Raw genomic sequence first — 12728 nt, 5'->3', positions numbered from 1 at the left:
CGCTTCGCTCACACCTCAGGATGAGGTCGTGGGTGGGAGGGGGTAGGCACTCGTGTTAGTGCAAGCCCCGGTCGAACAAGCTCTACCATCACGGGAGGAAACACCATGGATCTCGGTCTCAAGGGCAAGCGCGCCCTCGTTCTGTCGTCCAGCCGCGGCCTCGGCCGCGGCATCGCCGAGGCCCTGGCGGCCGAGGGCGCGGACGTGCTGCTCACCGCCCGCACGGCCGAGCGCCTCGACGAGGCGGTGGCGGCGATCAACGCCCGCGGCCAGGGCCGCGCCTACGCCTTCGCGGGCAGCCTGAAGGACAACGTCGAGGCGATCTACGCCGCGGCGCAGGAGCATCTCGGCGGGGTCGACATCCTGGTCGCCAATACCGGCGGTCCGCCGGCCGCCACGGCGCTGACCGTGCAGCCCGAGGCCTGGACGCCCCAGTTCGAGGCGATGGTGACCCCGGTCTTCCGCCTCGCCGGGCTGGTCCTGCCGGGCATGCGCCAGGCCGGTTTCGGCCGCATCCTGGTCGTCGCCTCGAGCGGCGTCGAGCAGCCGATCCCGAACCTCGTGATGTCGAACGCGCTGCGGGCCTCGATCGCCGGCTGGGCCAAGACCCTGGCCTCCGAGGTCGCGGCCGAGGGCGTCACCGTCAACATGATCCTGCCCGGCCGGATCGAGACCGACCGCACCGGCGAGCTCGACGCCGCCAACGCCAAGGCGCAGGGCAAGACGCCCGACCAGATCGCCGAGGCCGCCCGGTCGGCGATCCCCGCCAAGCGCTACGGGAAGGTGCAGGAATTCGCCGACGTGGCGTGCTTCCTCGCCTCGGAGCGGGCGTCCTACGTCACCGGCAGCATGATCCGGGTGGATGGCGGGGCCGTGCGGTCGATCTGAGGTTTGCGGAGGCTGAACGGCATTCGTCCGGCCTCCACCCTTCCCGGGCCCGGAACGGGGATCGGCCATAAAAGAAAGGGCGGCCCCGCGGGACCGCCCTCTCTCATGTCCGAAATGGTCTGTCGCTTATTGCCGCTTGCCCCAGCGCACGCCCGGGGCCGGACCGGCGCCAGCGGCGAGCTGCCCGACCGCCGGGCCGCTCGCATCGCCCGGGTGATGCTGCGAGCCCTGGCCCATCGGGTCGTGCGCCATCAGGTCAGGGGTGGCGGCCATGTCGGGGGTGCCGTGGCCGGTGGCGAACTGGCCGGCCTTGCGGAAGCGCCACAGATAGCCCGGCACCACCGCCTCGATCGCGGTCGGGGCGATGCCGATGCCCTCGATCGTGCGCCCTTCCGCCTTCGCCGCCTCCGACACGACGTTGTCGCTCTGGAGCAGGGCGACCTGGTCGCGGGTGAGCTTCAGGGTGTCGGGCAGGAGGCCGAGCGTCAGGGTGTCGACCAGCTCCATCGCCCGGGCCTGGAGCCGGGCGGCGGGGGCGGGCAGCGGCAGCACCACGCGGCTGCGCATCGTCACCTTCAGGGTGTACTCGACGAGCTGCCGCAGGGTCAGGATCTCCGGCCCGCCGAGCTCGTAGACCCGGCCGCCCTGGACCTGGCCCTCGACCGCCCGGGCGATAGCCTCGGCGACGTCGCCGGCGAAGACCGGCTGCATCCGTGCCTCCGCCCCGGCGAGCGGCAGCACCGGCAGCATCCGGGCGAGGGCCGCGAAGCGGTTGAAGAAGCTGTCGCCCGGCCCGAACACGATCGAGGGGCGCATGATCACCGCGTCGGGCCGGGCCTCGAACACGCGGGCCTCGCCGATCGCCTTCGAACGGGCATAAGCCGAGGCCGAATTCTCGTCGGCGCCGAGCGCCGAGACGTGCACCATCGGGGCGCCGACCGCGGCGGCGGCCCGGGCGACCTCGCCGGCTCCTTCCGCCTGGAGGCGGTGGAAGCTCTGGCTGCCGCTCTCCTGCAGGATGCCGACGAGGTTGACCACGATGTCGGCGTGCTCGGCGGCGCGCACGATCGAGGCCGGGTTGCGCAGGTTCGCCTGCACGCCGACGATCTGGCCGACGCGGCCGAGGGGCTGCAGGAACTGGGCGAGGTCGGGCCGGCGCACCGCCACCCGGATCCGGTAGCCGCGCTTGGCGAGCGCCCGCACCACGTGGCGGCCGAGGAAGCCCGATCCCCCGAACACGGTCACGAGCTGCGAGGCGGGCCGGGTCAGGCCGACATGGTCGAAGCCGGTCATGGTCGTGGGGTCCTTCCGCGGGTCTTGGCCGGGGCGGCTGGCCGGAGGGTCTTGCCGGCTCCTTAGTCGAGGGGGCGGGCGCTGTGAAGCTCTTTGGGCTCAAGCCCGTCCGGGTCGCAGCCGGACGGTCCGCCCAGGAGCCGATCGAGAAGCCCGATCAGGAGCCTGGGGAAGATCGCAGTGGTCCGCATGCCGCTGGGACAGCGCCCAGACCGGCTGCCTCGCAGCGACCAGCGGGACGGCAGCGCAAGCGAATTGGTAAAAATATCCTTTGAGATTGACGTATCGTCATGTAGCGAATTCGTGACAAACTGCGTGAGAGGGGGGAATGGGGGATGAATTCGGATGCTGACATGCTGGCTGCCGTCGTCGGCGCTGGCCTGGTTTTGCTCGCGGCCGCATATTGGTTTGCGCGTCGGACGGCAAAGAAGCGATCCGTCATTCCCGACCGCCCGGGCGACGAACTCGAAATATTGGCCGACGAACTGGCCAACCTGGTGGACGTTGCGCGGTTCATCAATAACGGTTTTCAGGACGATAATTTCTACGCCATCAGAAGCAAGTATTATGTCATCGCAAAGTGCCTGCAGGAGCATCCGGCCTATTCGCGCTACGTCGATCCGAAGATCGGCACCGGCGCGGAGGCGGGGCACGCCCTGCCGCTGAGCATGCTGCGCCCGGAAGACAAGGAATGCCTGCTCGTCACCCTGCGGGAGATGCAGGGATGCGTGCAGATCCTGATCAATCTCCGCGATGCCGGCTGCCTCCCGGGGGCCGAGCCCGGGGCCCGGCCCGGCCGTCCCCCTCCAGCCGGCGCCCCGATCGCGCGTCCCGTCCGGTGGCGCGGCCTGCGCGTCGCGACGGCCGCCGCCGCCCTCGCCCTGCTCGCCGGAGGGACCTGGCTCCTGGCCCTCGGCGATGCGGCGGGACCCGTCGCGGCCCTGCTCGCGCAGGCCCACCGGAGCGTCCGGGACGCCGTCGGGGTCGGATCCGGCAGCGGCGCGGCCGCCGGCCTCCCGGCCGATCAGGCGGCGGGGCCGCGCCAGCTCGTCGCCGAGATGGGGATGCTCGATCAGGCCGTCGCCCGGCGCCGGGACGAACTCGACGGGCTCGGCCAGGCGATGGGCGCTCTCCGGGCGCAGGAGGCAATGCAGCGCGAGGGATTGGCCACCGCCCGCGAAGAGGCCGACGCGACCCGGGCCGCCCTGGTCGCCCTGCGCGCCGAGATCATCGAGCAGGCCGGACGGATGGACGAGGCCCGGGCCGAGGGCGAGGCGGCGATCCGGCAGATCCGCGACCGTCTCGCCGCCCTCGGGCAGGCCGCGCAGGACAACCATGCGGCGATCGACCGGATCGCCGGCATGGCTGACGTGATGCAGGAGACGGCGCGCGGCATCGAGGATGCCCGCGACCAGCTGTCACGCGAGCGCGTGCATCTCGCCGCCCTCACCAGCGACGGCAGCGAGGCCGACCAGAGCCTGTCCGAGATCCGGACCCGCATCACCGCCCTCAAGGTCTCCCTCGCCGGGACGGATGGCGGGGCGACGGTGCCCGCCGCCCCGGCTCCGGCCCAGCGGAACGAGGCGGCGTTGCAGCCGGAGGAGTGGCGGCAGATCCAGCACGCCCTGGCCAAGTCCGGGCATTTCGCCGGCAAGGCCGACGGCCGGCCGGGGGAGGGGACCCGGGCGGCGATCGCGCGCTACCAGCGCGGGCTCGGCGCGGAGGCCACCGGCCGGCTCACCCCGGCGCAGATCGACCGGCTGCTCCCGCACCGCCCGGTCAAGGGGCCGGTGGCGGCGCGGTGACGCGCCGGCGCCGCGAGCTTCCGGAGCGGATGCAGCCCGGCGCCGGTCGCCCCGCGTGACGGCCGGGTCCTCGCCGGCGCGGTGCCGCTCGTCTGGGCGGCGTTCGACCTGGTCGAGGGGGTGATCGACCACCAGGTCCTCAGGCTGCATCACGTCGGCGAGACGGCGCCGCGGGCGGCCCGGCCGTGGTGGGATGCCGGCGTCCCGGCCTGGGGCACCGCCATGGCGGTGGCGGGCGGCCTCCTGGTGCGGGGGCGGAGATCCGCGCCGCCCTGCCGTGGATCGCCCTGGCTCTTGCCCTCGCGGCCGCGACGGCGCCGGTCTGGGGGCGCGATGCGTGTCCGGATACGATCCGCCCCTCGACGGGCTGCCGAGCCTGCGCTGCGGGGTCAGACGGCGTCGTGACGGCTCACGCCACCTTGCGCGGCACCATCCGCTCGCTCCCCAGGGCCTCCCGGGCGCCCGACAGACCGGCCTCGGCGTATTCGGCATCCTCGTTGACGTTCCACACGTCGTAGCGCCGCTCGCCCAAGAGGATGTTCCGCGCCGTCAGCATCGCGGTCATCATGGCGTGGTCCTGGTTGTTGTACTTGTGCATCCCGTTGCGGCCGACGAGGTGCAGGGTCGGGTAGCTCCCCTCGAGGTCCCGGCGGATCGTCGCCACATGGGCGAGGTAGGAATCGTCGTAGACCGGATAGGCCTTGGGCTGGCGCACCACGCAGGCATCGACGACGCTGGCCGGATCGACCAGGCCGATCTGGCCGATCTCGCGGCGGGCCAGCGCGATCAGCTCGGAATCGGGCGCGTTCCACAGCCCGTCGCCCTCGAAGCAGAAATATTCGAGGCCGAGGCAGGCATAGGACTCGTCCGGCACCATCTCGGGCGACCAGGAGCGGAAGTTCTGCACCCGGCCGACCTTCACCGCCGGGTCGTGGACGTAGATCCAGTTGTCCGGGAAGCTGTCCCGCGCCCGGGCGATCAGCGCGACGGTGATGAAGTCGCGGTAGCGCAAGGAGCGGGCCTGGAAGGTGCTCAACGGCGCCGGGCGGATGGCGCCGACGAGCTCGCGGATCGGCGCCGAGGAGACGACGTTGCGGGCCGTGAAGGTCTCGCGGGTGCCGCCCTCGCACCGGGCGCTCACCGTCCAGAGCTTCGTCCCGGGATCGTACGACAGGGCGTCGACCCGCCGGTCGAGCAGGACCTTCCCACCGTTCCGCCGGATGGCGCTCGCGGCGGCGTCCCACATCATGCCGGGGCCGCGGCGGGGATAGCGGAACGATTCGATCAGGGTCTTGATGACCGGGCCGTCGCCGGCGGCCGGCCGGTGCAGCCCGAGCGAGCGCTTGAGCCCGTCGCGGATCGCCGCGCCCAGGTCGAGGCCCTTGATGCGCTGCGCCGCCCAATCGGCCGAGATGTCGTCGCAGGACATTCCCCACACCTTCTCGGTGTAGGTCTTGAAGAAGATCGCGTAGAGGCGCTCGCCGAACTGGTTGCGGACCCAATCGTGAAAGCTCCGCGGCTCCTTGATCGGCCGGGTCCGGGCCCAGAGATAGGAGGCGACGCAGGCCGCGCTCTCGACGATCCCGAGGTTGCGCAGGGCCTCGAAGGCCTTGAGCGGGTAGGCGTAGGTCTTGCCCTTGTAGTAGATCCGCGACAGCCGCGGCCGCTCGATGAAGTCGTCGGGCAGGATCTCGTTCCAGAGATCGACCACTTCCTTGGATTTCGAGAAGAAGCGGTGGCCGCCGATATCGAACAGGAAGCCCTTGTACGCGACCGTGCGGCTGATGCCGCCGACCTGGGTCGCGTCGCGCTCCAGCACCACGACGTCGCGGCCGGCCTTGGCCAGCATGTAGCCGGTGGTCAGGCCCGCCGGTCCTCCGCCGATCACCAGCGTCTCGGTGTGAAGGCTCATCGCTCGGGCAACTCCGGGGCCGTCACGGCCGCTTCCGCGCGGGACGGATCTCTGGGACGGGTCTCTCTCCCCGAGCTTTACAGCCCGGATGGTAAAGAACCGCTCAACCGGCCCCGCTAACCGGGGGGTAACGGCGTCCATGCGAACCGGGACCACCCGGATCTCACGTCCAGGCCCAGGATCCCGCCATGCTCGCCGCCTTGCTGCCCCAGGCCCGGACCGGACCGGAGGCGGCGCAAGCCTCCCCCTTCGAGCGCCCGGCGATCGTGTGGCTCCTCGTCCTGGCCGGCCTCGTCGGCTTCACGTCCTGGTCGGGCCTCGGAGCGGTGCTGCGCGACCTGCGCCTGCCGGACACCGACGACGCCATGCGGCTCGTCCAGGTGCGCGACCTTTTGGCCGGCCAGTCCTGGTTCGACCTCGCCCAGCACCGCCACGCGGGCGCGCCGCCGATGCACTGGTCGCGCCTCGTCGACGCGCCGATCGCCGGGCTGATCCTGCTGGCGCGGCCCCTCGCCGGGCCGGCCCTCGCGGAGGGGATCGCCGCGGCGGCGTGGCCGCTCATGCTGCTCGGGCTCTACGCGGCGATCCTCTACCGCGGGGTGCGCCGGGTCTTCGGGTGGCGCGCCGCGGCCTTCGCGCTGTTTGCCGGCACGCAGTCGATCTTCGTCGCCGGCCTGTTCGCCCCGGGGCGGATCGACCACCACAACGTCCAGATCTGCGCGATCCTCGCCCTCATCCTCAGCCTCGCCCGCCCGGCCCCGACCGCACGGGACGGAGCGATCGCCGGCGCCCTCGCGGCGTTCTCCCTGGCGGTCGGGCTCGAGGCCTTGCCGTTCATCGCGCTCGCTGGCCTCGTGCTGGCCGGCCTGTGGCTGCGCGCTGGGCGCGCCGCGCTGCCGCCCTTCCTCGGCTTCGGCCTCGCCCTCGGGCTCGTCGCCCCGGCCCTCTTCCTCGTCCAGACCGCGCCGGCGCTCTGGAGCGCGACCGCCTGCGACGCGCTCTCGCCGCCCTGGCTCTGGCTCGCGGCCTCGGCCGCATGCACCGCCGCCGGTGCGGCTCTGCTCCCGGGGGGGCGGGGGATCGGAGGACGGCTCGGCCTCCTCGCTGCCTGCGGCGTCCTCGCGGCCGGCGGCTTCCTCGTCCTGTTCCCGGCCTGCGCCGCCGGGCCGTTCACCGGCATGCCCGACCTCGTGCGCCGGGACTGGCTGGTGCGGGTACAGGAGATGCTCCCGGCCTGGCAGCTCGTCCGACTGGCCCCCGACGCGGTCCTCGCCGGCACCCTGCCGGTGCTGGCCGGCGCCGTCGCGGCGAGCCTGTGGGCGTGGCGCGGGCGCGATCTCGGGGAACGGTCCCTGATGGCCGCGGCCGCCGGCGCGCTCTGGCTCGGCCTCGCCCTCGGCGTGCCGCAGGTCCGCGGCCTCTACCTCGCCGCCGCCTTCGTGCCCCTGGTGGCCGGTCCGGTCCTCGACCGGGCGGTCGCGCTCCTGCGCCTGCCCGGCGCCGCGCCGCGCCGGCGGGCCGCCGCCCTGGCGCTGGGCCTGTCCCTGTGCGGCAAGGTCTGGATCGTCGTCGCGTCGCTCCTGCCGGCCTCCGCCGGGACGGACACGGCGCTCGCGGCGGAGCGCGCCGCCTGGCAGAGCTGCGGCGCCCGGCGCTCGGTCGCCGCCCTCGACGTCCTGCCGCCGGGGCTGGTCCTCGCCCGGATCGATCTCGGGCCCGCCCTGCTCCTGCACGGCCACCACGCCGTCGTGGCGGCGCCCTATCACCGGGCGCTGCCGGGCCTTTCCGCCGCGCTCGAGGCGTTCCGGGACGAGGCCACCCTGGCGCAGGTGGCCGCGCGGGTGGGGGCGGACTACATCGTGGCCTGCACCACCCCGGCAACGCCGGGCGTGGCGCCAAGCTTCGCCGACCGGCTCGGGCGCGGCGAGATCACCCCGCCCGGGCTGGAGCCGATCCCGGTGCCGGACACCCCCTTGCGACTCTGGCGCCTTGCGGCCGGCGCCGCCAGGGACTGATCCGTGACCGGGCGTGCCGCCGCGCTCTCCCTTCTTGGCGTCCTGGTGGCCCTCGTCCTCGCGGTCCTGGCCGCCGGGGCGGTGATGGTCGCCCGCGGCGAGGAGCCCGGCGGCATCGAGGAGGCCTGGCTCGCCCTGCTCGGCCCGCCCGATCTCGGCCCGGTCGATTTCGCCGCCCTCCGGCGCATGCCGTCCCGGGGCGACGCGCTCGCCTGCGCGGCCGATATCTGCCCCCTGGCGCAGGCCGACGCGGTGCCGCCGGACTACGCGGTCGCGGGTGCCCGCCTGCGCGAGATCGTCCGGGCGGTGGCCGCGCGCCAGCCGCGCACCGCCCTGGTCTTCACCGACCATTGGGGCGAGCAGGACCGCTACGTCGCCCGCACCGCGGTGCTTCGCTGCCCCGACACCGTCACGGTCGAGATCGTCGGCCGCGGGGAGGGCCGATCGAGCCTCGCGCTCTACATCCGCAGCCAGGCCGGCTGCCCCGTCCCGGCGACGAGCCACGGGCGGCTGACCCGCTGGCTCGACGGGATCGCGGCAGCGGCCGGAACCGAGGCGAACAAGGGGTGATGATCCGGATGCCGCGCGCCGCCCACGAGCACCTGAACCCCACCGGCGTCCCGCCCCTGGCGGCGCTGCCGGCCAACCCGGACGTCGTGGTGATCGGCGCCGGCGCCGCCGGGATCGGCGCGGCGCGCCGGCTGATCGCCCGCGGCCTGTCGGTGGCGGTGCTGGAGGCCCGCCCGCGGCTCGGCGGCCGCACCGTCACCACGCGTCTCCGCGGCCACCCGGTCGACCTCGGCGCCCACTGGCTCCATGCCGGGCCGATCAACCCCCTGGTGGCCTTAGGCGTCGCGCGTGGCGAGCCCCTGCGCCGGGCGGCGCAGGAGAGCCACCTCTGGGTCGGGCGGCGCCCCGGTCGGCCGGCGGAGGAGCTGGCCTTCGGCCGGGCCTGGGCCGTCGCCGATCGGGCGATGACCGACGGCGCCCGCCTCCACGGCGAGGACCGGCCCGCGGCGAGCGCCCTGCCGCCGGGCCTCGGCCCCTGGGGGCAGCGCGTGACTCTGGTGCACGGCCTCGTCTCGGGTCGGCCGCTCACCGAGATCAGCCTGCACGACTTCCCGAGCATGGAGTACGGCGACAACTTCTTCATCGCCGGCGGCTACGGCGCCTACCTCGCCCGCCTCGCCGCCGGGCTGCCGGTGGCGCTCTCCACCCCCGTCACCGCCCTCGACTGGGCGGGGGAGGGGGTGCGGCTCGATCTCGGGGGGCGCGGAACCTTGCAGGCCCGTGCCGCCCTCGTCACCGCCCCGATGATGGTGTTGCAGGAGCCGGCCCCGGCGCTGCGCTTCGCTCCCGACCTGCCGGGCCCGGTGCGCGCGGCCATCGACGGGTTCCGCACCGGCATCTACGAGCACGTGGTGCTGCACTGGCCGTCCTCGCCGTTCCGCGGCCGCGACCGGCTGGCGAGCCTGATCGGCGGCCGCCTCCAGCCGCCGGGCCTGCTGACGCGGGTCGACGGCACGCCGTTCCACTATTTCGAGCTCGACGTGCCCCTGGCCCGGCGCCTCGACGCCGCCCGGGCCGGAGCCGACGGCGCCCGGCGGCTGGTGCGCGAGACCCTGGCCGGGCAGGTCGGCCGCGGATCCTTGCGCGACCTCGCGGTGCCGGCCGTGACCGAGTGGCGCCACGATTCCTGGTCGCGCGGCTCCTGGGCGGTGGTGCCGCCGGGCCATACGGGCGCCCGCGACCTCCTCAAGGAGGCGATCGCTGAGCGAATCTGGTTCGCCGGCGAGGCCCTGTCGCGGGAGCAGTGGGGCACGGCGGGCGGCGCCTTCGCGGAGGGCGAGCGGGCGGCGGAGTCGATCGCGGCGGCGCTCCGCTGAAGCCGCATTGGACTAAACGCATAGTGGGCTTCGCGCCCGCGACCCCTATAGTGCCGCCATGCTCACGCGCGTCCTCACCCTCCTGATGCTCCTCGGCCTGTCCTGCGCCGTCGAGTCCCACGCTCAAGGCCTGACCCGCAACGTGCTCAAGGGCGCCTGCGAGAAGCTCGTCATCGCGGGCAAGGACGTCAGCCCGACCTGTGGCGAGAGCATCGTCAACACGGTCCAGGGCCGGCGCACCTCGTTCGACTTCACGTCGAGCGACGGCACCACGGTGAGCTTCAGCGGCACCGGCATGCCGCAGGACCGCCAGGAGGAGGTCGGGGTGGATGCCCTCCAGCCGGTCAGCGCCGTGATCCTCACGGTGAAGGGGACCGACGGCGGCATCACCCGCGACACCCTGATGACCGTCGGCTCCTGCCGCTTCCCGGCCTCGGGGCCTAACCGCTCCACCGTCGCCTGCACGGCCGACACCCAGCGCGGCCGCTTCGAGGGGACGTTCACGACGGCGAGCGACGCGGGCCCGGCGAAATAGGACGGCCCGGTCCGGGGCTCGGGCCGCTCCTCACTCCCCGCGCCGCAGCTCCGCCAGCGGCGCCGTCAGCGTGCACACCACCCCCTCGGGCAGGTAATGCGTGGCGACCTCGCCGTCGACGGTGCCGGCGAGGCCCCGTTCGATCAGGCGCGAGCCGAAGCCCTTGCGGGCGGGCGGCGTCACCGGCGGGCCGCCATGCTCCTGCCAGCGCAGGGCCAGGACCGGCGCATCGGGGCCGCTCACCGTCCAGTCGAGAGTGACGTGGCCGTCGGGCATGCGCAGGGCCCCGTACTTGACCGCGTTGGTGGCGAGCTCGTGCGCCATCAGGGCGAGCGAGAGCGCCGCCCGCGCGCCGCAGGGCACCGGCGGTCCGGCGAGCCGGAAGCGGCCGGGCCGGCCGTCATCGTGGATGGCGAGCGCGCTCTCGAGCACCGCCCGCAAGGAGGCGCTCTCGCCCTCGCCGGTCAGCAGGATGTCGTGCGCCTTGCCGAGCGCCACCAGCCGGGCCACGAGCGCCTCGCGGGCCGCCGCCGGGTCGGCGGCGTTGCGCAGGGTCTGCACCGCGATGGCCTGCACCATCGCCAGGGTGTTCTTGAGCCGATGGCTCAGCTCGCGGTTGAGGATCTCCTGCTGCGCCTCCGCCGCCTTGCGGGCCGAGATGTCGTGGCTCACCGCCGCGAAGCCCTCGAAGGCCCCGCCAGATCCACTCAGGGCGAACAGGTTGTAGCGCACCGGCACCACGGCCCCGGTGGCGAGGTTGCGCATGCGGAACTCGCCGCTCCAGCTTCCGCCGGCCCGAATGGCAGGCAGGATCGTGCCTTCGGCGAAGGGCAGGTCCTCGGGCGGGAAGAAATCGGTCAGGCGCGCCCCGCGCGCCGCGTCCTCGCCCAGGCCCACCAGGGCGCGCCCGGCCGGATTGACGTAGTCGATGGCACCCATCGCATCCGCGATGGCGATGAAGTCGCTCGATTGCTCGGCGACGAGGGCGAGGCGGCGCGAGGCCGCCTCGGCGGCGCGCTGCTCGGTCACGTCGAGGAAGACCGTCACCGCCGCGCGGATCGCCCCGTCCTCGTCCCGCACCGGGCTGCTCGAGACCTCGAGCAGGCGCAAGGCCCCGGTCGCGGCGTGGCGGTAGCGCATCGCCTCGCCGGTCACCACGGCGCCGTCCCGCAGCGCGCGCAGGGACGGATAGTCCTCCGGCGCGTAAGCGCGCCCGTCGGCATGCACGGCGCGGAAGGACGCGTAGCGGGAGAGCGTGGGCCCGCCGAGATCGTGGCCGAGGATCGCCTCGGCCCGGGCGTTGATCAGGTTCGGCGCCCCCGGCCCGAGGCCGGCGACCGAGATGCCGACCGGAGCCTGCCGGAAGACCGCTTCGAGCAGGCTGCGCTCCAGGTCGAGCCGGCGCTCGGAATCGCGCCTGTCGGCCTCGGCGCGCCGGCGCTCGGTGAGGTCGAGCATGGCACCGATCATCCGCACCGCGCGGCCGGCCTCGTCGCGGATCACCGAGCCGCGGTCGAAGACGTGGGCGTAGGAGCCGTCGGCGCGCCGGAAGCGGTACTCGTCGCTCCACACGGTCCCGGCCCCGTCGATGACGGCGTGGATCGAGGCGTCAATCCGGGCGCGGTCGTCGGGATGGATGTGGTCGATCCACCACGCGCCGGTCGGCGCGACCGCCGCGAGCGGGTGGCCGTAGGCTGCCTCCAGCGCTTCGTTCCAAAGCACGTGGTCGGTGGAAAAATCCCAGTCCCAGATCGCGTCGCGGGTGGCCTGCGCGGCCCGGCGGTAGCGTTCCTCGGTGGCCTGCGCCGCCCTCAAGGACGCCTCCTGCTCGGCATTCGCCCGGCGCAGGGCCAGCTGGCCCATCACCTGGCGCGCCAGCGCCCGCAGGTCCTCGGCCTCGACGGCGCTCAAGCCCTCCGGCCGCGAGACGTAGTCGATCACGCAGAGCGTGCCGAGCACCTGGCCCTCCGGCGTGCGCAGGGGCGCCCCGGCATAGAACCGGATGCCGGGATTGGCGGTGACGAGCGGGTTGTCGCGGGTGCGGGGATCCTGGGTCAGATCAGGGACGACGAGGAGCGAGTCCGGATGCGCCAGGGCGTGGGCGCAGACCGAGCGGCCGAGATCGGTCTGCGGGAAGGGAAATCCCGTCCGGGCCTTGAACCATTGCCGGGTGCCGGCGACCAGGCTCACCAGGGCGACCGGCACGTCGCAGAGCCGGCTCGCCAGGCGCACCACGTCGTCGAAGCCCTGCTCGGGCAGGGTGTCGAGGACGGCATACGATTCGAGCGCGGCGAGGCGGTCGGGATCGCACGCGGCTTTCAGCGGATCGGGAGGGCGTGACATTCCGGGCCGGGAGCGGTGGTCCCACGGGTTCTTAGCCCGAACCCGCCCCCT

The 12728-nt window shown here is 73.7% G+C and carries 9 protein-coding genes and 1 pseudogene; 7 read left to right on the top strand and 3 right to left on the bottom strand.

The window, feature by feature from the left end; translation table 11 throughout:
- The first annotated feature begins 105 nt into the window (after positions 1–105).
- Entirely contained in the window at positions 106–888 is a 783-nt protein-coding gene (locus DA075_RS16510; protein ID WP_099954159.1) for an SDR family oxidoreductase, read from the top strand.
- A gap of 126 nt (positions 889–1014) precedes the next feature.
- Here DA075_RS16510 and DA075_RS16505 read toward each other — a convergent pair whose 3' ends face one another.
- Complete coding sequence (locus DA075_RS16505) at positions 1015–2181, bottom strand: complex I NDUFA9 subunit family protein (RefSeq protein ID WP_099954158.1); 1167 nt, start codon at positions 2179–2181, stop codon at positions 1015–1017.
- A 473-nt stretch (positions 2182–2654) separates the two neighbouring features.
- Between DA075_RS16505 and DA075_RS16500 the strand changes: the two genes are divergently transcribed.
- Together DA075_RS16500 and DA075_RS38535 are read left to right on the top strand one after the other, a co-directional pair.
- A complete protein-coding gene (locus DA075_RS16500; protein WP_099954157.1) occupies positions 2655–3986 on the top strand; it encodes a peptidoglycan-binding domain-containing protein in 1332 nt (443 codons plus the stop codon).
- Positions 3987–4055: 69 nt separating this feature from the next.
- Positions 4056–4391, top strand: a pseudogene (locus DA075_RS38535) (DUF2243 domain-containing protein); the annotation flags it as partial.
- 4 nt (positions 4392–4395) lie between these two features.
- On the opposite strand, the gene DA075_RS16490 reads toward DA075_RS38535, so the two are convergent.
- On the bottom strand, positions 4396–5898 hold the full coding sequence (locus tag DA075_RS16490) for an NAD(P)/FAD-dependent oxidoreductase (protein ID WP_099954155.1): 1503 nt from the start codon (positions 5896–5898) through the stop codon (positions 4396–4398).
- A gap of 188 nt (positions 5899–6086) precedes the next feature.
- On the opposite strand from DA075_RS16490, the gene DA075_RS16485 reads away from it, so the two are divergent.
- Genes DA075_RS16485 through DA075_RS16470 form a run of 4 tightly spaced genes read left to right on the top strand, consistent with a single transcriptional unit; the run spans position 6087 to position 10334 of the window.
- Positions 6087–7913, top strand: coding sequence for a hypothetical protein (locus DA075_RS16485; protein ID WP_099954154.1), 1827 nt, complete (start codon positions 6087–6089; stop codon positions 7911–7913).
- Between the two features lie 3 nt (positions 7914–7916).
- On the top strand, positions 7917–8483 hold the full coding sequence (locus tag DA075_RS16480; RefSeq protein WP_099954153.1) for a hypothetical protein: 567 nt from the start codon (positions 7917–7919) through the stop codon (positions 8481–8483).
- Positions 8483–9799, top strand: coding sequence for a flavin monoamine oxidase family protein (locus tag DA075_RS16475; protein ID WP_099954152.1), 1317 nt, complete (start codon positions 8483–8485; stop codon positions 9797–9799). The genes DA075_RS16480 and DA075_RS16475 overlap by 1 nt, the downstream gene beginning before the upstream one ends.
- A gap of 58 nt (positions 9800–9857) precedes the next feature.
- A complete protein-coding gene (locus DA075_RS16470; protein ID WP_099954151.1) occupies positions 9858–10334 on the top strand; it encodes a hypothetical protein in 477 nt (158 codons plus the stop codon).
- A 30-nt stretch (positions 10335–10364) separates the two neighbouring features.
- On the opposite strand, the gene DA075_RS16465 is transcribed toward DA075_RS16470, so the two are convergent.
- Positions 10365–12677 carry a PAS domain S-box protein gene (locus tag DA075_RS16465; protein WP_099954150.1) on the bottom strand — a complete coding sequence of 771 codons (2313 nt, stop codon included), beginning with the start codon at positions 12675–12677 and terminating at the stop codon, positions 10365–10367.
- Positions 12678–12728: the final 51 nt, after the last annotated feature.

The organism is Methylobacterium currus, from assembly GCF_003058325.1.
In the GTDB taxonomy this organism is placed as follows: Bacteria; Pseudomonadota; Alphaproteobacteria; order Rhizobiales; family Beijerinckiaceae; genus Methylobacterium; species Methylobacterium currus.
The sequence above is the reverse complement of the archived record's forward strand: the minus strand, read 5'-3'. Positions and strand labels throughout refer to the sequence as shown.